Genomic DNA, 21,205 nt, shown 5'->3' on the forward strand with positions numbered 1-21,205 from the left:
ATGGAAGAGTACGGTTACATAAATGAAGATGGATATTTGGTTTCAAAGATATTAGAGCCTCACGAAATCATGTATAAGGATGAGGACGGCAATTTGAAATCCAAAACGGTTACTATTGCGGAACAGCTTGCAGAAATGGGCGATAAGTGGAAGCCTGTTGAGCTTGTTGATGATGAGAAGATGGATTCTGGAGATCCATATTATACCATTCAAATAATTCCTTATGATGCTGGAGATAGAATATCATACAAGTATGAGAAAGTTCCAGATAACGCATACTTGAAAACGGTAATAGACGGACTAAAGAAACAACTAAGAGATGATGATTACAAGGTAATAAAATGCTATGAGTTTTCTTTGGTTGGTGAGGAAATGCCTTATGATATAGTGTCGTTGAACAGCAAGAGGCAAGCGATAAGAGATCAGATAAACGAACTTGAAGCAAAACAAGTTAAACTTAATAGCTTATGAACTGGCTGAAAGAAAGCAACAGGACAAAGCATTTGGTGTATGCTATACCATGTGCGTTTTTGCTGACGATTCTGTTTGTGGCAGGATTGGCGGCTGGTATGGAGTTTAAGGATCGTGCCTACGGTGGCAAATGGGACTGGCTGGATCTCATTGCCACGCTGTTAGGCGGCTTGGTAGGTCAAATCTTGCAAGCCTTAGTAATCTATCTTATATGGAAAGGAGGTGTATAATGGTTTGAGGGCATATTTTTTCGTCTAAAAGTGTGTTTGAGGAACACATAAATAAGTATATTTGCAGTTAGAAATTAACTTGGTGAATTATGGATAATGATATGTACAGCCTTAGAGTGTTAGCCAAAGGGCAAGTATCGGATCTTAGCAAGGGATTCAATCTTGGCGGCAAGCCGTTTTCGGTCTATGTGCGTAGCAAGAGCGCAACGGAAATGGCTACCGATACGCTTCTGAATTGCAAGCTGATCTGTGACAACTCATTTGGCAACATTCCAGTGCCAGTTGGCGACTGGACACCAGCGGCTATAGTGGCGATTGCTCCAAACGCTATAGACTTGCAGAAGTATGAGATTTATTGGGGCGCAGGTGAAATAATTAGAAAAAACTGACATGGGACTTTTGTTAGGTAGCGGAAATACAAAACCGCAATATCCGTATGATATGTGGTACGGAATACAGGGAGATTTTACAAGCCGGGATTACAAACTCACAAGGGTAGGTAATCTGGACTTGCACAAGACACTTCCAATACAGGCGAAGCTGAAAAGGTTTGTTGAAAACCCGGACGGCTCTGTGAAATACTACTTGCATCCGAATGACAGCCGGAAGAAAGATAGTGGTGCTGCTGCTATCATTGACAGTACGGACGGTAATGTGATGCTCGAAAAGCCGGAGTATTATTTCAGGTTTGAGATTGAGGGTACAAAGTGGATTCGTGCCTATTCTGAATATCCATTGCCGGGATTCATCAAGATGGAGCGCAAGACGGTTTCCCCGTGGTTTGCCACTATCAAGATTGATACGAATGAAGCTGTTTCCGGCTGTTTCCTCACTTGGGATGGTGACAATATCGCCCGTGATGCAAGCGGATTCGTAAAGCTCACTTCCAACGCTGCCAACTACAGGGGTGGTTCTGGTGCTGGTGATGCTGCCAAAGATGGTACATACAACTCACAGCTTGGAATGGCTCGCACTTCCATTTCAAAGGCTACAGCCCGTGCCGCTTGCAAGAACGGTACTCATTTGGGCGTTTACCGTGTGTACAATGAAATTGCATGGTTGCAAAGACTGGAGTATGCTTCTTTGCATTGTCAGGATGCCTACAATGAAGCCTTAACATCGGAAGGCTATCATCAAGGAGGACTTAGCAACGGTACGGCTGTGAATGGTACAGAGTGGAACACGTGGGGAGGTTATAAGCCTTTTATCCCGTGCGGTGTTACTGCAACTCTTGGTAACAACACTGGCAGGGTCGCTTATGTAATCAAGGGATGGACTGGTGGCGACAAGACGGTACAGGTAACTTCTTACCGTGGATTGGAGTGCCCGTTTGAATACTTGTGGCATTTGGCAGATGATGTGCTTATCTGGCACAAGTCGGATGTTTCTATTGCGTATGTATGTGAAGATCCGACAAAGTTCACTTCACACTCTGATAGTGCTGCTACCGTTCCAGATGGATATGAGGCTATCACAGAGCTTCCACGCACGGAGGGTTATATCTTGCAATTCGCACATTCAAGCAAAGGATATGCTTTCCCTGAAACAGTAGGTGGTGCTTCAAATGCTGGCGGCTGTGACTACTTCTATACTCCTACAGGTGGTAGCGGCTGGTCTGCTGTAGGCTGGTATGGTGCTCTGTTCGGTGGTGCTGCGCATTATGGGGCGGGTGCGGGCTTCGGGTCTCTGAGTGCGCTTTATCGTTCCTCGTCCTCGGCTGCGTACATTGGTTTCCGCTTGTGCCGTTTTTGACGGACTGCAAAGCGGCGGTACACGGGGGCTTTTTTGTGAACGTGAATTGACATGAAAATAAAAAGGTTGATGGTGATAGGTGGTGCTCTGTTCGGTGGTAATGCGAATAATGGGGCGAATGCGGGCTTCGGTTATCTGAATGCGAATAATCGTTCCTCGAACTCGAATGCGAACATTGGTTTCCGCTTTTACCGTGGTTTCAACTTTATAAGATATAACTGTGATCACCATGACCTTACCACACAGGGGCTATCGGCACTGCTGGTAGCTGGTAAAAAAGTACGAATTAAAACGGTGTTAGTAAGTAATTGAACGCTCCGATTTAGACCAACGGCACAATGGGCTTGATAAAAACAGAATACGGCTTATGCTATAGTAGCGATACGATGTTTAATGATTATCGTGATATGGAGGATTGCGGATATTATATTGGCGATACTGGAAAGCTATATGCTTCACAAAGTAAGAAGCTAAAGAATATCTATCACCTTATATACGAATCTGAAAACCTCGTTATGGCGCAATATAATGCACAGAAAGGAAAGGGCGATCGTACAGAGATACGCAAATTCAATGACAACATTATAGAGCGTCTTACGCTCTTGTATGAGCAATTAAGGCACATGACATATAAGCCGGGCGAATACAAGACAAAGACTATATATGAGCCAAAAGAGAGGGTGATAATGATCGCTCCTTTCTTCCCGGACAGGATAGTCCACCATTGCGTTATCAATGTTCTTGGGCAACATTGGACACACATATTCACATCAAATACCTATGCTTGCATTAAAGGCAGAGGGGTACATAAGTGCATGGAAGATCTTCACCGTGATATGATGATGGATAAGAAAGGCACTAAGTATTGCTTGAAGATAGATGTAAGAAAGTATTTCGACAATGTGGATCACGCATCAATGAAAAGAATAATCCGCTATACCATTGCGGATGATCAGATGCTTTGGCTGTTGGATAGAATTATAGATAGCAACGGTAAAACAATCGGTTTGCCAATAGGCAATTATACAAGTCAGTACCTTGCCAACCTATACCTCGCTTACTTCGATCACTGGGTGAAAGAGGATTTGGCAAAAATGGTTATGGCAAAATACGGAGTGAAGATATACTATTACCGATACATGGATGATATAGTAGTTCTTTGCTCCAATAAGGAAGCACTGCATTTCATACTTGACATGATGGGGCTTTACTTGGCAACGGAGCTGAAACTGGAGATAAAACCGAACTGGCAGATCTTCCCGGTCGATGATCGTTGTATTGACTATGTGGGTTTCAAACAGAATCACTACGGTATCTTGCTCCGAAAGGGAATACTTATGAGGTTCTATAAGAAACTTAACAAGGTGAAGAAGAGATACGAGATCAAAGACATTAACGATGTAAAACACCTCTTTCCGTCTGAATACGGCTGGGTAATCAGATGCTCGGAGGAACACAGTAAATTCATATTTAATAAATGTTTGAACAATGGAAACAACAACATTAGCTATCGGTTTGCTGGCTGACGAAAAGCCGGAAGTTATCTATGACCTGTACAACGGGCAAGGTACATTCCTGTATAACCATAATATCAAGGAAGTATCGGTAATCAAGGAACAAGAGGGTGGTATTACTATCACCACGGACGATGACGAAAACGCCACTGGAAAGATGTTCCAGTATGACAGCGTGAGGGTGGAATACCCCAAAACAGCGGATAACATTTTCAGCACTTTGCTCACTGCAAAATATCCGGCAAAGACGGAAAGTAAGCTGATGAATGAGTATCAATCCGCAGTGCTTGGTTTGCTTGATGAGGACTACAAGAAGCCTTATGAGGATTTCTTGAAAGATCGTCTGGCTATCCGTTCCATGATTGATGCCGATGCCGAAACGTACAACATTCCAACTGATTTATAGTATGATTGAAGATTTTGAAGATGAGCTGGATTCCAACGCTGGAGATAGTGATCTGTTTGATTGCGAATACTCCAGCGTGGATGCCCTAATTAATGAAGTGATCGTATTCACTGGCGTAAAGTCTGATGTGCAGACAGAGAACGGAACGAGAACGCTTGTTGCTTTTGGTGAGGGTGCAGGAAGATCCGCATTTTTCACCGATAGCAAGAGGCTGAAAGATGTGGTTTGCAATCCAAACCGAACATTCCCATTCCGTGCTATCATTAAGGTAGTGCGCTTTGGAAATAACACTGGATTCAAGTTCTTTTCTCCGAAGTCAAAGATCACGCAAGAGGATAAGGATAACTTCGAGTATTACAAACGTAACAAGTATAGAAGAAAAAGGTAATGAATGACTGGAAAGAAATTTTACTTGCCTTTGCCTCCGTAGTAACAGCACTTGGCGGATTGGAGTTCTTAAAGTATCTTCTTAACAGGAAAAATATAAACCGTGTTACAGCGGCAGATGCTTTTAAGGCGGAATATAAGTCTATCATTGAGGATTACCATAGGGTAAGAAAAGAGGTAGATGATGCAAAAAGGGAAATTTCATCTCTGAACGAGAAAGTGGATGAGCTATACAGGCAAGTACGCTCACTTGAAAATGAGAGGCTGGATCTGATCAAGAGAAATGCGGAGTTGGAACTTGCGCTAAGAGAGGCACGACACAATGAATGTGTCAGACCTGATGATGAGTGCTTTAAGGGTAGGCTACCTAAAAGGACTTATTGCCGATTGAAAAAACTTGCCTCTGGAGATTATGATGCTTTCTATGAAGATGATGATATAACTGAAAACAAGAAGAGCAATGCAGAGAATAAGGATAGCGGAGTATCTAAAAAGTCTGATAAGGGCTAATACGCTTGATAGTAGCAAATCCTTTGCGCTTGTACTATCAATTCTGGTAGGTGCGTTTATCGGGCTGTGTGTCGGATTTTGCCTTATATGGGATGTATGCACCAACGGCTATCTGAAAACAGATCTTGATGCTCTTGGAGTATTCATGCTCTGTATCGGTGGTTTCATGGCTGGCGGTGGAATAAATAAAGCAATTAGTGAACGAAGCAAAAAAAGGAAAGGAACAAAACAATGTTGGTACTGATTGATAACGGGCACGGTGAAAATACACCGGGCAAAAGATCTCCAAAATGGGCTGATGGCTCACAGTTGTTTGAATGGCAGTATGCCAGAGAAGTAGCAAACGCTGTATATAACCAGCTTATCGCAAAAGGTGTGGATTGCGAGTTACTGGTTAAGGAAAGTGTAGATGTACCGCTGGCAGAGAGAGCCAGAAGAGCCAATGAAGCGGCTGCAAAACATGGTAAGAGCAAGACTATCCTTGTATCTATCCATGTAAACGCTTCCAATGGAAAGGGTACAGGCTGGGAGATACACACCTATCCCGGAAAAACAAAAGCCGATGATCTTGCGCAGATCTTCTGGGACACCGCAAAAGAAATGTTCGGTAATGACTGGAAGATCCGTGGTGATTGGAGCGATGGGGACGGTGATTGGGAAAGCAATTTCTACATTCTCCGAAAAACCACTTGCCCGGCTGTACTTACAGAAAACTTCTTCATGGATAACGAAAGGGATTGCAAGTTTCTTCTTTCCCCGGAGGGCAAGGCGGCTGTTGTGAAACTTCATGTGGATTCAATAACCAAATACATTGAGAAGTATGCGTAAGTATGTAATCATAGCGTTTGCCGTTCTTTTGGCGGCAATCGCTTTCCTATCACACCGTGTCCGATCGCTCCAAACGGAGCGTGACAGACTACAGAACAACCAGACAGCACTGCTGGAGGATGTAGCCTACTACAAGACAGAATCCGGCAAGTATGCCGCATCCGTTCAATCATTGGAGTTGTCTAAGTCGGAGCTACAGAAACATTGCGATGAGCTTGTTAAGACGGTTGAGGATCTCAATGTGAAGATAAAGCGCATCCAGTCTGTTTCAACGACTGCAACGAAAACGGAAGTGCCGATAAAGACGGAAGTACGGGATAGCATAGTTTACCGTGTGCCGGATAGTTTGAAGTTGCTTCCAGTTCGCCCTACCTTGATAGACACATTGAAAAGGATCACATTCAAAGATCCGTGGGTTGAGCTTGACGGTACTATTGACAAAGGTATGTTTACTGGCAGGATTCAAACAGTAGATACGCTCATTCAGGTAGTACATAGAGTGCCGCATCAATGGTGGTTCTTCAAATGGGGGACAAAAGCCATAAGGCAGGAGATAAGAAGCTCCAGCCCGTACACCAAGATAGTTTACTCTGAATACATAGAGTTGAAACGAAAGAAGAAGAAATAATTTGTGGAACATAAGAACTTTTTGAGCCGTGCCAACTGTGAAGTCCGCACGGCTTGTTTATTTGGAATGGAATGCCTATCTTTGCACCATCCGATCCGAAATCGGTGTTGCATTAGAAATCCTCTGCCGCTTTCGGGTGACAGGGGATTTTCCATAGAAATTGCAGAAGTTCTACAATAGTTCTACAGAAAATCAAAAAAGCCTTGCAAGTGGTTGATTTACAAGAATAGGACATAAGTTTCCTAAACGTTAAATAGGGGTTCGATTCCCCTCCGAGGTACTTTTATTTACTATTTTACTATTTACGATTTACTATTTTAAGCAAATGACAAAATAGTAAATCGTAAAATCATAAATCAAGGGATGTTTATCAATTTGTGTATCTGAAGGCTTAATCGCCACTGTGGATGCTTCTTTATATACTCAATCACTTCTTCTGTATTTTGGCACGAACACGGCTGTAGGAAATGTTCTTTTGCTTCTATTAATAAATAAGGAGAGACATCTTGTCCGAGATAAACCACTTTCACTTCATCAACATGCTTGACGCGAAGAATTGTTCCTTCTTTTGGAGAACAGGTTACCCAGTCTACCGCTTCGGGCAAGATTTGTGTTCCATTGGTCTCGACAGAAACATATTTGCCGGCTTTGTGCAACATATCAACCAATGCATCGTCTATCCACAACCCCGGCTCTCCTCCAGTCAGAATAACCATCCGGCAGGGATATTTACATACCTCTTCTACAATTTCCTCATCGCTCATTTCCGTTCCTGATTCATGCGATGTATCACAAAAAGCGCACTTCAGATTGCATCCCGAAAAGCGTACAAATACAGCAGGGGTTCCTGCATGTGCCCCTTCTCCTTGCAGGCTATAGAATATTTCGTTAATCTTTCTCATAAATTACCGTATTGCCTTCCGATTCCCTTACTTCCACCTTAAAACAATGTGGTACCTGTTCGCATACCCAATGAGCGATATTTTCTGCCGTCGGATTAAAAGAGAATACTTCATTCAAATGACGGTGATCCATTTGTTCTTTTACTATCTTTTTAATTTTAGAAAAATCAACTACCATACCACACTCGTCCAGCTCCTTGCTGCGGCAATATACGGTGATTATCCAGTTATGTCCATGCAGATTTTCGCACTTGCTGGGATAAGAAAGTGACAGGCTGTGCGAAGCCGATATTTCCATACGTTTGATGACTGTATACATAATGCTTGTTGTTCTAAGATTGTTTATCGTAAAAAACGGTTAGTGCCTAATGTCACCTCGGCACTTTGCAAAGATAAGAAAGAATTTGCATCTGGGCAAACAGGAAGAAAAGAGTCTATATAATAAAGGAGTTAAGCCTATAGCTGATTTTCCACCACCAGACTATTGACTTAACTCCTTTACTTCTTTAATTTCTCAATTCCTTATTATGATATTATCAGGCTTTTCCGGTTTCTTCTTTCTGTCCTTTCCGGCCTCCCAACATCAGGTAAGCCACTGGGGCAGCTACAAACAATGAGGAGAACGTACCGACTACCACACCCAGAATCATTGCAAATGAGAAACTGCGGATGCTGTCGCCTCCCAAGAAGAAAATGATAAGCAATACAATCAACGTACTCTGACCGGTATTCAACGTACGGGCAAGTGTCGTATTCAAAGAATCATTGAACAGTTTTGTACGTTCACGTTTCGGATACAGGTGATAGAACTCGCGCACACGGTCGAATATAACCACCTTGTCGTTAATAGAATAACCGATTACCGTCAATACTGCACCGATAAATGTCTGGTCTACCTCCAATGAGAACGGCATCCAACCGTAACATAAAGAATAAGCACCTACTACCAGCAGCGTATCCACCGCCAATGCAGCCGTTGCACCCACACTATATGCAATGTTGTTGAACCGAATCAAGATATACAGACCGATAGCAATCAAGGCAAAGATGACCGACCATACAGCAGATGTCTTCAAGTCGTCTGCTACGCTCGGACCCACCTTCTGCGAACTGATGATGGAACATCCTTCCGTATTGTCACGGTCAACAAACTGCTCGAGAGTCAAACCATCGGGCAACAGATTGCCTTCCTTGAAAGCGTTATACAAAATACCTTCTATTTCGGCATCTACATTCGCACCATCCTCTGCTATACGATAGTTGGTGGTCACACGGATACGGTGTCCGTCAGTTCCCAAGGCAATGGCTTGGATATTGGCATCATCCACCTTGTTTTCCAATAAGTCGCGTACGGTTTCTGGCTGAACCACCTTGTCGAACTGTACAACAAAGTTACGTCCACCTGTAAAGTCAATACTGGGCGACAAACCACGAACCACAAACGAAACTACGCATACCAGAATAAGAATACCCCATACGGTAAACGAACGTTTGATGATTCCCATAAAGTTGAAATGCACATTCTGGAACAGGTTCTTCGATATGGAAGTAGAGAATGTCAGGTTACGGAGCTTTCCTTTTGCCAGGAAATGTTCGTAAACCAGACGGGTCATATACACTGCTGTAAAGAACGAGCAGATGATACCGATAATCAATGTGGTAGCAAATCCACGGATAGGTCCGGTTCCGAAATAGAACAGGATAACACCCGTAATGATAGATGTCAGGTTAGAGTCGAAGATGGCCGAGAAAGCACCTGAATAACCCGCATTGATTGCTTCTTTCATTGTCTTTCCAGCCTTCATCTCTTCCTTGGTACGTTCGTGAATCAACACGTTGGCATCCACCGCCATAGCCAGCGAAAGCACCATACCGGCAATTCCGGACAATGTCAATGCGGCTTGGAACGAAGCCAGAATACCCATCGTAAAGAAGAAGTTGAATATCAGTGCAAAATTGGCAATCATACCTGGAATAAAACCATACATCAGGCAGAGGTAAGCCATCAAGGCAATCAAGGCTACTATAAACGAAACCAATCCCTGATTGATAGACTGCTGTCCGAGCGAAGGTCCTACGATATCTTCCTGTACGATACGGGCAGGAGCCGGCATCTTACCCGACTTCAGCACGTTAGCCAAGTCTTTAGTTACTTCCGGAGTAAAATTACCGGTGATTTCCGAATTACCTCCCGTAATCTCAGAATTTACACGCGGCGCACTGTATACATAACCATCCAGTGCAATAGCTATTTCCTTGCCGATATTTTTCTTGGTCAGTGCTGCCCAGCGGCGCGAACCGTCGGTATTCATCGACATTGTTACACAAGGCTTGTTAAACTGGTCGTATGAGTCGCGTGCATCTGTGATGACATCACCTTCCAGCGGAGCACGTCCGTTACGCTCGGTTACGCGGATGGCATACAATTCGAATATGTGTCCCGTCTGGTCCATTTCCGAAGCCTTCACACCCCACATCAACTTCAGGTCACGCGGCAGGATTTCTTTCACTTGCTTCAGATTCAAGATGTTGTTTATGGCAGCTGTATCCTTATAGTCAGCATATCCTACGATAGCTCCTATACCGCTTTGGTTGGGCTGGAAAACAGCCAGCAACGGATGTTCTTTCTTCAGTTGTTCCAAATCGGCGGTGCTTTGAGCTTCGGCCGTCTCTCCCTTCAGTACTGCGGCCAGGCTGTCTTTCGAAGAAAGAGCGGCTTTGGCTTCTTCTTTCTTCATTTCCACCGAGTCGGTCTTCACCGAATCCGTAGCAGTCCCCATCGCAAGACGGGCACGTTCATCGGCCGACATCAATATAGGAACAATATCCTTGGCTTCGTATGTTTCCCAAAACTCCAGATTGGCAGAACCTTGCAGAAGGTTTCTCACACGTTCCGGTTCTTTGATACCCGGCAATTCCACCATGATGCGTCCCATTGAACCTTCTACTGCCTGAATATTGGGCTGAACCACACCGAAACGGTCGATACGTGTACGCAACACGTTATATGAGTTGTCGATGGCAGCCTTCACTTCTTCACGCAAAGCTCTTTCCACTTCAGCATCGGTGCTGCGAGTATTCACCTTGTCCTTCATCTGCTGTGTAGCGAACAGCTCGGCAAGCTTGCCATCGGGAACCAACTTTTTATACTCTCTCACAAACAGTGTGATAAAATCTTCCTGACTGGTCACCTGTTTCTTGGCAGCTTCTGCCACAGCCTTGTTGAAAGCTTCATCAGTCTTGTTGTCGGCAAGCGCCTTCACTACATCCGGCACAGAAACTTCAAGGATGACGTTCATACCACCCTTCAAGTCAAGGCCCAGTCCGATTTCCATCTCACGACATTGTTTCAGCGTATAACTGCCCAGCCATACCTTCTTGTTCATTACCGAATCAAGATAATGTGTCTCGCCTTTCGGATCTTCCTCCGCCTTATTCATGTGATAGCGGGTCACGAAAGAAAACGAAAGGTAGAACAAGCAGACCAGGGTCAGTAATAGCGCAAAAAACTTTACGAATCCTTTGTTTTGCATGTTACTTTAATTTATTATTTACTTTTTAATTAATATGCGTTTATTCAAGGTTGCAAATATAGTTCTTTTCATTTACATGAAGAAAAGGATTTTAATTATTTCGGCATTTCAATGCAAAAAAGATGGATTTCAACGGCAACAGGCATCAAGAAACAATCCTTTTTCGGACAAAGAAGTGACCCGATTGCATATAAGTGCGCGGCTCTACGCATATAAGTACATCGGACAACGCACCCATATGCATAAGCCCATGTAAGTAAGTGCTTTCCTCATCTCAAGTTTTCCAGACGGTTCACCGCTCCAAGATGCACCATACGGGATAATGGTCGGAAGCACGGATGCTGCGGTCCACCTTACATTCGAGTACGCGAAATGCCGGAGTAGCAAAGATATGGTCGATGCGAAAATAAAAGTGGTTCTGATTATAAGTAAATCCAGGACCGGCACCAGCCTCTACGAATACATCGCACAGCCCTTCACCGATAACCCGATGGGCATACGAAAGGGGAGAATCATTGAAATCACCACAAACCAGCATATAACGTGAGCGGTTCCGCCGGATAGCCTGTGCCACCGAATCGGCTTGCGGACCCCGGAGTGCCCCGGCATCTGCCAGTTTGCGCAACAGGTATTTGCTCTCGCTCTTCACATTGCCTTCAGTGGGCGACTTCAAGATATCGTTGTACACCTTCTTGTCGTAACTGTCCAATTTATTCGACTCCAGATGGTTATTGATAACTACGATTGTATCTTCATCCACTTTCAAGCGGTACATCACACTCCCGTTAAACTGACTGGCATACGCAATGCGCTCTTCCGACAAAATGGGATAGCGTGAATAACAAGCCAAGATGTCTCCCCCTTCCGTACGTGTCGTTTTCGAATACGGATAAGCCGCCAATGCTTCCTTTATTTGTGCCTTCGAAGCATGGGCTCCCGGCATAAACTCTTGCAGGCAGATAATGTCTGCCCCACTCTTGCGCAAATAAGCCAATACAGGATTCTCTCCGTCGGTTTCTCCTTTCTCGCCGGCAGCAATGCCCTGTGTGTTATACGTGAGAAATTTCAGGTTCTTCGCTCCTGGCGTACCCTCTTTGATAGAACCTACGGGGAAATATATCCGCAAGCTGTTCCATGCGGCAGCAAAAAACAACAAAGGCAAACACACTCCCCATGGCTTCAGGCAAAGCCAGACGAAACAAAAAGCCAGGTTCAGGCACATAAATATGGGAAAGAACAAACCTGCACACGCTCCTACCGGATGTTCTACCGGAGAAATATAAGAACTATAGGCACAAACCAGAAAGGCTATGCCTATCAATCCATTCGACAAGGCCAAAATGGTCAGTATGAAATGCTTAACGATTTTCATTTCTTGCTTGCATCAAACAGACTTTTCTTTTCGTCTTCGGTCAGACTATTGTAACCTGACTTTCTGAGCTTGTCCAATATACGGTCAATCTCATCAGCACGTGCTTTCTTGCGTGCATTGAAGTCGTAATCTTTTTCTTTGTCCCCATAATGCACTTTCATCTTCGGCTTGCGGGGAGTCTGACGCCAACGACCCGAACAAAAATCTAAAGCCATGTTAATCCATCGGGTTAGGTCGCGCCCCTTTACCAGACCAGAAGCAAACCACCATCCAGCCAAAGCACCTCCCAAATGAGCCAGATGTCCTCCAGCATTGTCTGCAGTCATAAACAACAGGTCGAGCACTACCATAAAGATAGCTACATATTTCAAGCGTACCGTTCCGATAAACATAAATTGTACGGGATAATCTGGCTCACGCACCGCCGTAGCCACTACTATGGCAAGTACTGATGCCGAAGCTCCCAGCAAGTATGAAAAAGCGACTGCATCCCGGAAGTAAGGGAAAAGATTATAAGCCACCATATAAAGTACCGCACCGGCTATGCCTCCCAACACGTATAATCCACGCAGGTGTCTTGCCGAGAAAAAGTTCAGGAACAGCCGTCCGAACCAATACAGCCACAACATATTGAACAGGATGTGCAAAATACCGGCATGCATGAACATATAGCTCAGTACCGACCAAGGCTGGCGGATAAATCTCCCCAACGATGCCGGAAACATGAGGTAATTCATCCACTGTTGTCCTCCCCCCATATTAAATAAGGTAAGGAAAAGGTTCACCAGGGCAACAAGCAAAAACACGCCGACATTAATGTAAATAAGTTGGGTCACAATATCCCCACGCCTGAAGTTCTCTTTCAGGTTAGTAATAAATCTGCTGTCCGCCGCCATTTTTCTTTCTCCAATAAATGATTAATATGAATCCAAAAAGCATGCCTCCCAAATGAGCGAAGTGTGCCACCCCGTCTCCCCCACTGATGCCCAGCACCAGTTCGAGTACGGCATAACCAATAACAAAGTATTTCGCCTTGATAGGCATCGGTATCGGAAAGATGAACATCTCGCTATTGGGAAACAGCATACCGAAAGCCAGCAAGATGGCATATACGGCCCCGGATGCTCCCACAGTGGTCAGCATATTCAAGTATTCTGCCATCGAAATGACACCCATACCGGTATCTACCCCATCGTATTGTGACAAACTCACTACATACTCGATGTATTGCACCGCTTCCTGTATCAGTCCGGCGCCGATACCGCACAAGATGTAATAGAATAAGAACCGCTTCGGTCCCCAAACATTTTCCAACGTACGTCCGAACATCCAGACTGCAAACATATTGAAGAAAATATGTTGGAAATTGGCATGCATGAACATATAGGTAATCAGCTGTGCCGGGTTGAAATCAGATGCCAGGAAGAAATGCAGCCCCAACATATCGTTCAAGTCGATTCCGTACCGTTTTGCCACGACATAGCCAAAAAAACACAGTACATTGATAATCAGTAGATTTTTTGTTACAGTTGGCATATTGTTCATATCGTTGTATTCTTTAGTTTTTAAGTTTTTAAGTTTATAAGTTTTTAAGTTTATAAGTTTTCAAGTTTAATTCTTCATTCATCATTCTTCATTATAAAAGCTTTCCTTCAGCACCAGTAATCCTTCGGGTCCCATATTGAATAACAAATCGATGATGCTTAGGTTCGGAAGGAAACCGGTTTGCGCATCGAACACCTGATAATAAGGCTTAGGCACGAACCGCGGGTCATTAGCCTCAAAAGGCTTTTTCGGATGAATCCGTTCGCGGAAGTCTTCTACCCCTTCGGGTGATACACAAAAATCATCAGTAGGTACAATGCAAGGTTGCATATCCAGTTGCCTGCATATCCACTGGCACAAGCCGGCATTGAAATCATACAAGAAAGTATACCTCCGCTTGTAAAACTCCAGGAACTCATCAGCATAATAATCGAAGAACGGGCTGTGCTTATAGCCCGCCACAAATGCATTCCAATGCACATGCCGCCAGTTCCCATGGTCGGAAATGCGCACATCTTTCATCAAACATTTCTGTTCGTCACTCTTTTCGGTAGGAATGGTCAGAGCCAACGGTCCTGCCGCCGAAGCGATAACACACCGGTTCCGGTAAGTCTGTTTCGCATAATGGTCGAACCGTTCCACATATACCTTATCATACGCATAGAGTTTCGTATAATACTCTACCGGTGCCAGATACGCCGAACTTAACAATATTTCTTTTTCCATTCTTTATTCTACACGTTGTAAAAAACGCCCCTTCCGGGTAGTAAACCAAATGCGCCACGCTTTGCCGATGATGCATTCTTCGGGCACAAAGCCAAACAAACGGGAGTCGGCAAGATTGACCGGGTCATTCGAAGCCATCCAATAATAATCCTTACTGAATGTGTACGAGCGTACCGGCTTGCCTTCCACCCACAAGGTATCTCCCTGCACGGTGGCATTTTTCCCCTCATGCGACACAATGGTGTTGCAAAGCAATACCGCATTCCAAGGATAGACCATCACCGGAATACCTTTTTCGGGCACCACATAAGGATGTACCTCCTTTGCTAGTTTGGCATTCAACGGTGTAAAAATTACCTTCCCTTTTCCCTTTTGCGCAACGAGATACAATTCATATCGGCTGAAGCTCCGGATGAAATCGCCTTCCTCGGTATATCCCACCAAAGGATTCTCAGAAATACCTACTGCCTTCAATATTGCCTGTACAGTATCTTCTTGTGCCGAAGGATATACATACAAAGCTTTGTTGTCGGGACTCCAGACTTCATTTTCCGCATCAATCAGCTCGCGGTTCAACAACAATGTATCTCCAGCCCTACCTATACAACGGCTGATAAACACACTACGCCCCTCCATCCATCGGGACGGATTACCCGGACTTGGGTCGTTGAACAAGACTATATCTCCTTTCCTGATATCGCAAGAACCGATACGGTGGTATCCGAATACCGATGGAAAAGGCATACGCAAACCGTAGCTCCACTTGTTCACCAATACCCCTTCGCCTTCGTAAAGGCTGTTTTCCATTCCCGACGAAGGAATAAAGCAAGACGTGACAAGGAAAGCTTTCACCAATACTACCGCCAGCACACATCCGGCAATTCCTTTCAGTATGGTTTTCCAGCTTGCATTCATATAATTAATCAGGTACTGGCTGATCAGGTTTTCAATGCATCAGGTATCTAAAGCCTGGCCAACCCGTACACGCTATGTTATTTTATCGAATCCACAAACTTAAACAACCGGTTCCAACGAACCTTACCGTCCAGCCATCCACGGTCTTGATCCAAGGACAACCAGATAAATATCGGCTTGCCCACAATATGGTCTTCAGGCACAAAGCCCCAAAAACGGGAATCGGCCGAATTATGCCGGTTATCACCCATCATCCAGTAATAATCCATTTTAAATGTATAACGGGTGGTCTCCTGTCCGTTGATATAGATTCTACCCTCCTTTACTTCCAAGGTATTTCCCTCGTAAGCATGGATCGGACGTTCATAAAAAGGCAGGTTGTCCAAAGTCAAGTCGATGGTCTCCCCCTTCTTTGGAATCCATATCGGGCCATAATTGTCAAGTGTCCATCCGGTCACCTTATTTACGGGGTAAATTCCTTCGATAGCCTCATCAGGCATGTTTTCGATAGAGACCACGATATCCTTGCGTGCCAAAAGACCTGCTTTCGCCTTCTCCGTCAACGGTATATTATAAACAGATTCCTCGGGATAATACATAGCCCGGTCCTCTGCACTGATACCCAGTTCGTGACACAGGTCATCGGGTAACATGCCTTTCGTATGTACGATATAGCGGTATTGTACATTGTCTGGCTCTTTGTTTGCCTTACCGTCCAGATATACAATGCGGTCTTTTATCTGAAGCGTCTGCCCCGGAAGTCCAACACAACGTTTCACATAATTCTCACGCCGGTCTACCGGACGTGCGATGACCTTTCCATATAGTTGCGGGTTTTCATCGATATACTTGCGTCCGGCTGCGTAATAATAATCAAATACTTGCCGTTGCTGCTCGGCATCCAAGCGCGAGAAATCGACCTGCTGTGACAATTGTCTGCCTGCATCATAACTCAACCGGTACAAGTCATCAGCAGGTATAGCTGTAGCCACGCTATCTCCTGCCGGGAAATTAAAGACCACGATATCATTCAGTTTTACCGTACCCAGTCCGCCCACACGCTTGTAATCCCAATGAATCCATTCCAGATACGACTTACAATTGAAGACCGGAAGCGTGTGCTGAGTGAGCGGCATATGCAAAGGAGTCTGTGGAATACGAGCCCCATAACTCATCTTGCTTACGAACAAATAGTCGCCTACCAACAATGATTTCTCCAACGAAGAAGAAGGAATAACATAGTTCTGGAAAAAATACAGGTTGACGAAATAAACCGCTACCAATGCAAACACAATGGCATCTACCCACCCCATTACCGTGAGCACCGCCTTATTCTTCGATTTTTTCCACCACGTCCAAGGTATTTTCTTGGTGATATAGGCATCGAAGATAAAAGGGATGACGACTATACCCAGCCAGCTTTTCAGCCAGATGAGAAAGAGAATGTATAAAAACAAGACAATGCCGAATTTCACCCATTGCCTGCGCGATGCTTGTATCATACCCGTTCCTTAAAATTGAAATAAGTCATTCATTCCCAAAAAGCCTTCGTGAACAGCTGTATATTCAGCAGCCAGCACAGCCCCCAAGGCAAACCCTTTCCGGTTTTTTGCATCGTGTGTAATGATGATGGAATCGGCTTCCGATTCGTAGCGGATAGTATGGATACCCGGCACTTCATCCCGCCGGATAGCACTGACCGGCAATTCATCTGGAGCACACTCCGTCGTTCCACTTACAGTACCGTCGGGAGCAGTTAAGGTGCCCATTACCCATTTACTCTTACGGTCCAGGTTTTCCAGGATACCTTCGGCAAGTGTGATGGCTGTACCGCTGGGTGCGTCCACCTTATGGATATGATGTGTTTCCACCATCGAAACATCATAGTTGGGAAAACGGTTCATTATCTTAGCCAGATACTTGTTAACCGCCGAGAATATAGCTACCCCCAGGCTGAAATTGGATGACCAGAACAACGTCTTTCCTTCTTCCTTGCACAAGCGGCGCACCTCGTCACCGTGTTCACCCATCCAGCCAGTACTACCTGATACAACTTTCACTCCTTGCTTGAAAGCCTCCATACAATTGCCGTATGCCACAGCCGGAGCTGTAAACTCAATAGCTACGTCTGCTGAACGGAAAGCATCAGAATCGATGTCCTGATGATTGTCCACATCTATGATACTTACTATTTCATGTCCGCGGGAAAGAGCGACCTTTTCTATCTCTTTACCCATCTTTCCATATCCGATTAATGCTATTTTCATAAATAAATCAATTAAATTCAGCCACAAAGATAGCGTTTTTCGTTATTAATCATTACATTTAGCGAACATTTACACCTCATTAACATGGAACAACTCTTACATTACGTGTGGAAACACAAACTTTTTGCCCTTCAGCCGCTACAAACAACCGATGGACAAACAGTGGAAATCATCGACGTGGGACTGCCCAATATACATGCAGGCCCTGATTTCTTCAACGCCAAAATCAAGTTAAACGGTGTGCTGTGGGTAGGCAACGTGGAAATACACCTGCAAGCGTCCGACTGGTTTGCCCACCGGCACCACCTTGACCCGGCATACGATTCAGTCATTCTGCATGTAGCTTCACGAATGGATGCCTCCCCTGTCCGTACCAACGGCGAACCTATCCCGCAAATGGAGCTGCATTGCCCGCCTGCCTTGCTTGCCCATTACGAACAATTGCTGCAGGAAGACCGTTATCCGGCTTGTCATGAACTGATTCCTTCCCTATCAGCGTTCTTCTTGCACAGCTGGCTATCCGCCTTGCAAGTAGAACGGTTCGAAAGCAAGACAGAACAAATACACCAGCGACTGAAAGCCTGCAACAGTGACTGGGAAAATGCTTTCTTTATCACTCTGGCGCGCAATTTTGGTTTCGGAGTGAATAGTGACACCTTCGAATTATGGGCAAAAACCGTACCTTTAACAGCAGTCAACAAGCACCGCGATAGTCTATTTCAGGTAGAAGCCCTATTTTTCGGACAAGCCGGACTGTTGCAGGAGCTTCCGATAGACACTTATACCGAAGCCTTGATAAAAGAATATGCTTACCTCAGCCATAAATTCGGACTTACTCCCTCGGCAGACTGCCATTGGCGTTTTCTCCGGCTGCGTCCGGGCAATTTTCCACATATACGTATTGCCCAATTGGCTTGCCTGTACCATCGTTCACAAGGATTACTTTCTCAACTGATGGAAACAGACAACCTGAAGCAAGTACGTGAACTGCTCCGAGGAGGTACTTCCGAGTACTGGCTGACACACTATACATTCGGCGAAATTTCTCCCGCTCATCCGAAAACGTTAAGCAACAATTCTATCGACTTGCTTATCATCAACACGGTAGTTCCTTTTCTATATGCGTATGGCAAACACAAAGCGAACGAAGCCCTTTGCCAACGCGCCAACCGCTTCCTCGAAGAACTGAAACCGGAAAACAATTACATCATCCGGACTTGGCAGGAATGTGGACTGAAAGCCAACCATGCCGGAGACAGCCAGGCGCTTATCCAACTCAAAAAGAACTATTGCGACCCAAAGAAATGCTTGTATTGCAGAATCGGGTACGAATATATGAAAAAGGTGACGAGGTAACAAGGAAACAAGGTGACGAGGTGACAAGGTAACGAGGTGACGAGGTGACAAGGTGACGAGGTGACAAGGTGACGAGGTGACAAGGTAACAAGGTGACGAGGCTTTAAATACCTTTACTATCCGAGGCCTTGTTTACTTGCCAACTTAAAAACTCAATAACTTAAAAACTCAATAACTTAAAAACTCAATAACTTAAAAACTCAATAACTTAAAAACTCAATAACTCATGAAATATATCTATGAACTGAAAATGAAAGTACGCGACTATGAATGCGATCTGCAAGGTATCGTAAACAACGCTAACTATCAACATTACATTGAACACACCCGGCATGAATTTTTATTGTCTGCCGGCATCAGTTTTGCCAAACTTCATACAGAAGGTATTGATCCGGTAGTAGCACGGCTGACCATGGCATTCAAGACACCACTGAAAAGCGGAGACGAATTTGTTTCCAAACTCTATCTGAAGAAAGAAGGCATCAAATATGTCTTCTACCAAGATATTTTCCGTTTGCCTGATATGAAAATAGCCATTAAATCAACGGTTGAAACCGTATGCCTCATCAACGGACGGCTGAGTGACAGTGAACTTTTCAACAACCTTTTTGCACCTTATTTCAACGAATGAACACACAAGAAACACTTTACCGGCTTGCCTTGACCCAACTGCCCGGCATCGGCATCAATCATGCCCACAATCTGCTACAAGCGGCAGGGAATGCCACCTTCCTCTTTACACATACCAAAGAGTTACGCGACTTACTACCCCAAGTCAGCCCCAGACTTCTACAAGCATTCGACCATCCGGAAATACTTCGCAGATGTGAAGCCGAACTTACTTTTGCCGAGAAAAACCACATTGCCTGCCTTACCTCCGATGACGAAGACTACCCTTCCCGGTTACGCGAGTGTAGTGATGCTCCACTGGTCTTGTTTTATCAAGGCAATGCCGACCTAAACAGCCGCCACATCATCAGTATGGTAGGTACACGCAATGCCACAGGTTATGGCAAAGCCTTGTGCGACCGCTTCATACACGACCTGCAAGAACTGATGCCTGATACTCTTATCGTCAGTGGGCTGGCATACGGCATTGACATCCATGCCCATCGCGCAGCCTTGCAGTACCAATTGGATACAATAGGTGTACTGGCACACGGACTAGACCGGATTTATCCATATATTCACCGGCATACGGCTATTGAAATGACAACCCACGGTGGACTGCTGACCGAATTTATGAGCGGAACAAATCCCGACAGACAGAACTTCGTAAAACGGAACCGGATTGTAGCAGGTATCAGTGACGCTACTATCGTAGTAGAATCGGCATTGAAAGGAGGCTCACTGATTACTGCCGAAATAGCCGACAGTTATCATCGGGATTGTTTTGCCTTTCCCGGACGGGTAGACGATACTTACTCTGAAGGCTGCAACCGGCTTATCTGCTCCAACCGTGCCATTTTACTCCAAAGCGCCGAAGAACTGGTGAAAGCAATGAACTGGAACCGCCCCAAAGAAATACCTGCGGCTATCCAGCGGCAACTGTTTCCCGAACTGAACGCGGAAGAGACACAAGTAGTACAACTCCTTCAAAAACAAACCGAAGGCATGCAAGTGAATAGCTTAGTAGTAGAAAGCAATATCCCCATAACCCGCATGAGTGGCATCCTCTTCGAACTGGAATTAAAAGGTATCATCCGCAATTATGCCGGAGGTGTTTACAAGCTGGTCTGAAAAATGATGAAGGATAAGAAGCTGTTTTGAATTTATCGTGCGATGATTTGGGATGAGTTTTTGAGGCATTTTTGCTTCTGTGATGAGGAAGATAGCGGGCTATCTGACGAAGAACAGGAGCGA

General features: G+C 44.8%; 24 protein-coding genes. 14 read left to right on the forward strand and 10 right to left on the reverse strand.

Features of this window, described 5'->3' with window-relative positions:
- The 11 genes from B5F71_RS00915 (at position 1) to B5F71_RS00970 (ending at position 6,726) form a co-directional block, all read left to right on the forward strand.
- Positions 1-471, forward strand: coding sequence for a hypothetical protein (locus B5F71_RS00915; RefSeq protein WP_021927197.1), 471 nt, complete (start codon positions 1-3; stop codon positions 469-471).
- Positions 468-701 carry a hypothetical protein gene (locus B5F71_RS00920; protein WP_087207101.1) on the forward strand — a complete coding sequence of 78 codons (234 nt, stop codon included), beginning with the start codon at positions 468-470 and terminating at the stop codon, positions 699-701. Before B5F71_RS00915 ends, B5F71_RS00920 begins: the two co-directional genes overlap by 4 nt.
- Before the next feature lie 89 nt (positions 702-790).
- Positions 791-1,090 carry a hypothetical protein gene (locus B5F71_RS00925; protein ID WP_241148522.1) on the forward strand — a complete coding sequence of 100 codons (300 nt, stop codon included), beginning with the start codon at positions 791-793 and terminating at the stop codon, positions 1,088-1,090.
- Between the two features lies 1 nt (position 1,091).
- Positions 1,092-2,453, forward strand: a complete 1,362-nt coding sequence (locus B5F71_RS00930) for a hypothetical protein (RefSeq protein ID WP_087207103.1) — start codon at positions 1,092-1,094, stop codon at positions 2,451-2,453.
- Positions 2,454-2,504: 51 nt separating this feature from the next.
- The gene (locus B5F71_RS00935) at positions 2,505-2,765 is read left to right on the forward strand and encodes a hypothetical protein (RefSeq protein ID WP_143269828.1); all 261 of its coding nucleotides are present in this window, start codon (positions 2,505-2,507) and stop codon (positions 2,763-2,765) included.
- Positions 2,766-2,791: 26 nt separating this feature from the next.
- Positions 2,792-3,979 carry a reverse transcriptase/maturase family protein gene (locus tag B5F71_RS00940; protein WP_087207105.1) on the forward strand — a complete coding sequence of 396 codons (1,188 nt, stop codon included), beginning with the start codon at positions 2,792-2,794 and terminating at the stop codon, positions 3,977-3,979.
- Entirely contained in the window at positions 3,942-4,373 is a 432-nt protein-coding gene (locus B5F71_RS00945; protein ID WP_087207107.1) for a hypothetical protein, read from the forward strand. Before B5F71_RS00940 ends, B5F71_RS00945 begins: the two co-directional genes overlap by 38 nt.
- 1 nt (position 4,374) lies before the next feature.
- Positions 4,375-4,761 (forward strand): hypothetical protein, encoded by a 387-nt coding sequence (locus B5F71_RS00950; protein WP_021927120.1) that lies wholly within the window; start codon positions 4,375-4,377, stop codon positions 4,759-4,761.
- Entirely contained in the window at positions 4,761-5,270 is a 510-nt protein-coding gene (locus tag B5F71_RS00955; protein WP_021927119.1) for a hypothetical protein, read from the forward strand. The genes B5F71_RS00950 and B5F71_RS00955 overlap by 1 nt, the downstream gene beginning before the upstream one ends.
- Before the next feature lie 231 nt (positions 5,271-5,501).
- The gene (locus B5F71_RS00965; protein ID WP_021927117.1) at positions 5,502-6,098 is read left to right on the forward strand and encodes an N-acetylmuramoyl-L-alanine amidase; all 597 of its coding nucleotides are present in this window, start codon (positions 5,502-5,504) and stop codon (positions 6,096-6,098) included.
- Positions 6,091-6,726: a DUF6549 family protein gene (locus B5F71_RS00970; protein ID WP_087207111.1), complete on the forward strand. Its 636-nt coding sequence runs from the start codon at positions 6,091-6,093 to the stop codon at positions 6,724-6,726. The genes B5F71_RS00965 and B5F71_RS00970 overlap by 8 nt, the downstream gene beginning before the upstream one ends.
- A 356-nt stretch (positions 6,727-7,082) precedes the next feature.
- On the opposite strand, the gene B5F71_RS00975 is transcribed toward B5F71_RS00970, so the two are convergent.
- From B5F71_RS00975 to dapB, 10 genes are all read right to left on the reverse strand, one after another.
- Positions 7,083-7,628: a 7-carboxy-7-deazaguanine synthase QueE gene (locus B5F71_RS00975; protein ID WP_087207113.1), complete on the reverse strand. Its 546-nt coding sequence runs from the start codon at positions 7,626-7,628 to the stop codon at positions 7,083-7,085.
- Positions 7,615-7,947 (reverse strand): 6-carboxytetrahydropterin synthase QueD, encoded by a 333-nt coding sequence (queD, locus tag B5F71_RS00980; RefSeq protein WP_087207115.1) that lies wholly within the window; start codon positions 7,945-7,947, stop codon positions 7,615-7,617. The genes B5F71_RS00975 and queD overlap by 14 nt, the downstream gene beginning before the upstream one ends.
- A gap of 217 nt (positions 7,948-8,164) precedes the next feature.
- Complete coding sequence (gene secDF / locus B5F71_RS00985; RefSeq protein WP_087207117.1) at positions 8,165-11,161, reverse strand: protein translocase subunit SecDF; 2,997 nt, start codon at positions 11,159-11,161, stop codon at positions 8,165-8,167.
- Between the two features lie 292 nt (positions 11,162-11,453).
- On the reverse strand, positions 11,454-12,533 hold the full coding sequence (locus tag B5F71_RS00990; RefSeq protein ID WP_087207119.1) for an endonuclease/exonuclease/phosphatase family protein: 1,080 nt from the start codon (positions 12,531-12,533) through the stop codon (positions 11,454-11,456).
- Complete coding sequence (locus B5F71_RS00995) at positions 12,530-13,429, reverse strand: rhomboid family intramembrane serine protease (protein ID WP_087207121.1); 900 nt, start codon at positions 13,427-13,429, stop codon at positions 12,530-12,532. The genes B5F71_RS00990 and B5F71_RS00995 overlap by 4 nt, the downstream gene beginning before the upstream one ends.
- The gene (locus B5F71_RS01000; protein WP_087207123.1) at positions 13,401-14,078 is read right to left on the reverse strand and encodes a rhomboid family intramembrane serine protease; all 678 of its coding nucleotides are present in this window, start codon (positions 14,076-14,078) and stop codon (positions 13,401-13,403) included. The genes B5F71_RS00995 and B5F71_RS01000 overlap by 29 nt, the downstream gene beginning before the upstream one ends.
- 81 nt (positions 14,079-14,159) lie before the next feature.
- Positions 14,160-14,804 carry a WbqC family protein gene (locus B5F71_RS01005; protein WP_022039293.1) on the reverse strand — a complete coding sequence of 215 codons (645 nt, stop codon included), beginning with the start codon at positions 14,802-14,804 and terminating at the stop codon, positions 14,160-14,162.
- A 3-nt stretch (positions 14,805-14,807) separates the two neighbouring features.
- Positions 14,808-15,719, reverse strand: coding sequence for a S26 family signal peptidase (locus B5F71_RS01010; protein WP_087207125.1), 912 nt, complete (start codon positions 15,717-15,719; stop codon positions 14,808-14,810).
- A 77-nt stretch (positions 15,720-15,796) separates the two neighbouring features.
- Complete coding sequence (locus tag B5F71_RS01015) at positions 15,797-17,221, reverse strand: S26 family signal peptidase (RefSeq protein ID WP_087207127.1); 1,425 nt, start codon at positions 17,219-17,221, stop codon at positions 15,797-15,799.
- A 9-nt stretch (positions 17,222-17,230) separates the two neighbouring features.
- The gene (gene dapB / locus B5F71_RS01020) at positions 17,231-17,986 is read right to left on the reverse strand and encodes a 4-hydroxy-tetrahydrodipicolinate reductase (RefSeq protein ID WP_022039296.1); all 756 of its coding nucleotides are present in this window, start codon (positions 17,984-17,986) and stop codon (positions 17,231-17,233) included.
- 84 nt (positions 17,987-18,070) lie between these two features.
- On the opposite strand from dapB, the gene B5F71_RS01025 reads away from it, so the two are divergent.
- The 3 genes from B5F71_RS01025 to dprA all read left to right on the forward strand — a co-directional run bounded on the left by B5F71_RS01025 (position 18,071) and on the right by dprA (position 21,082).
- Positions 18,071-19,342, forward strand: coding sequence for a DUF2851 family protein (locus tag B5F71_RS01025; RefSeq protein WP_022039297.1), 1,272 nt, complete (start codon positions 18,071-18,073; stop codon positions 19,340-19,342).
- Positions 19,343-19,568: 226 nt separating this feature from the next.
- The gene (locus tag B5F71_RS01030; protein WP_022039298.1) at positions 19,569-19,973 is read left to right on the forward strand and encodes an acyl-CoA thioesterase; all 405 of its coding nucleotides are present in this window, start codon (positions 19,569-19,571) and stop codon (positions 19,971-19,973) included.
- A complete protein-coding gene (gene dprA / locus B5F71_RS01035; RefSeq protein ID WP_022039299.1) occupies positions 19,970-21,082 on the forward strand; it encodes a DNA-processing protein DprA in 1,113 nt (370 codons plus the stop codon). The genes B5F71_RS01030 and dprA overlap by 4 nt, the downstream gene beginning before the upstream one ends.
- The last annotated feature ends 123 nt before the right edge of the window (positions 21,083-21,205 follow it).

This window comes from Bacteroides sp. An269 (genome assembly GCF_002159755.1).
Taxonomy (GTDB): domain Bacteria; phylum Bacteroidota; class Bacteroidia; order Bacteroidales; family Bacteroidaceae; genus Phocaeicola; species Phocaeicola intestinalis.

Excerpts from the sequence above, each read along its gene's own strand:
- B5F71_RS00915 (WP_021927197.1), top strand. The coding sequence starts at position 1 with ATGGAAGAGTACGGTTACATAAATGAAGATGGATATTTGGTTTCAAAG.
- B5F71_RS00920 (WP_087207101.1), top strand. The coding sequence starts at position 468 with ATGAACTGGCTGAAAGAAAGCAACAGGACAAAGCATTTGGTGTATGCT.
- B5F71_RS00925 (WP_241148522.1), top strand. The coding sequence starts at position 791 with ATGGATAATGATATGTACAGCCTTAGAGTGTTAGCCAAAGGGCAAGTA.
- B5F71_RS00930 (WP_087207103.1), top strand. The coding sequence starts at position 1,092 with ATGGGACTTTTGTTAGGTAGCGGAAATACAAAACCGCAATATCCGTAT.
- B5F71_RS00935 (WP_143269828.1), top strand. The coding sequence starts at position 2,505 with ATGAAAATAAAAAGGTTGATGGTGATAGGTGGTGCTCTGTTCGGTGGT.
- B5F71_RS00940 (WP_087207105.1), top strand. The coding sequence starts at position 2,792 with ATGGGCTTGATAAAAACAGAATACGGCTTATGCTATAGTAGCGATACG.
- B5F71_RS00945 (WP_087207107.1), top strand. The coding sequence starts at position 3,942 with ATGGAAACAACAACATTAGCTATCGGTTTGCTGGCTGACGAAAAGCCG.
- B5F71_RS00950 (WP_021927120.1), top strand. The coding sequence starts at position 4,375 with ATGATTGAAGATTTTGAAGATGAGCTGGATTCCAACGCTGGAGATAGT.
- B5F71_RS00955 (WP_021927119.1), top strand. The coding sequence starts at position 4,761 with ATGAATGACTGGAAAGAAATTTTACTTGCCTTTGCCTCCGTAGTAACA.
- B5F71_RS00965 (WP_021927117.1), top strand. The coding sequence starts at position 5,502 with ATGTTGGTACTGATTGATAACGGGCACGGTGAAAATACACCGGGCAAA.
- B5F71_RS00970 (WP_087207111.1), top strand. The coding sequence starts at position 6,091 with ATGCGTAAGTATGTAATCATAGCGTTTGCCGTTCTTTTGGCGGCAATC.
- B5F71_RS00975 (WP_087207113.1), bottom strand. The coding sequence starts at position 7,628 with ATGAGAAAGATTAACGAAATATTCTATAGCCTGCAAGGAGAAGGGGCA.
- queD (WP_087207115.1), bottom strand. The coding sequence starts at position 7,947 with ATGTATACAGTCATCAAACGTATGGAAATATCGGCTTCGCACAGCCTG.
- secDF (WP_087207117.1), bottom strand. The coding sequence starts at position 11,161 with ATGCAAAACAAAGGATTCGTAAAGTTTTTTGCGCTATTACTGACCCTG.
- B5F71_RS00990 (WP_087207119.1), bottom strand. The coding sequence starts at position 12,533 with ATGAAAATCGTTAAGCATTTCATACTGACCATTTTGGCCTTGTCGAAT.
- B5F71_RS00995 (WP_087207121.1), bottom strand. The coding sequence starts at position 13,429 with ATGGCGGCGGACAGCAGATTTATTACTAACCTGAAAGAGAACTTCAGG.
- B5F71_RS01000 (WP_087207123.1), bottom strand. The coding sequence starts at position 14,078 with ATGAACAATATGCCAACTGTAACAAAAAATCTACTGATTATCAATGTA.
- B5F71_RS01005 (WP_022039293.1), bottom strand. The coding sequence starts at position 14,804 with ATGGAAAAAGAAATATTGTTAAGTTCGGCGTATCTGGCACCGGTAGAG.
- B5F71_RS01010 (WP_087207125.1), bottom strand. The coding sequence starts at position 15,719 with ATGAATGCAAGCTGGAAAACCATACTGAAAGGAATTGCCGGATGTGTG.
- B5F71_RS01015 (WP_087207127.1), bottom strand. The coding sequence starts at position 17,221 with ATGATACAAGCATCGCGCAGGCAATGGGTGAAATTCGGCATTGTCTTG.
- dapB (WP_022039296.1), bottom strand. The coding sequence starts at position 17,986 with ATGAAAATAGCATTAATCGGATATGGAAAGATGGGTAAAGAGATAGAA.
- B5F71_RS01025 (WP_022039297.1), top strand. The coding sequence starts at position 18,071 with ATGGAACAACTCTTACATTACGTGTGGAAACACAAACTTTTTGCCCTT.
- B5F71_RS01030 (WP_022039298.1), top strand. The coding sequence starts at position 19,569 with ATGAAATATATCTATGAACTGAAAATGAAAGTACGCGACTATGAATGC.
- dprA (WP_022039299.1), top strand. The coding sequence starts at position 19,970 with ATGAACACACAAGAAACACTTTACCGGCTTGCCTTGACCCAACTGCCC.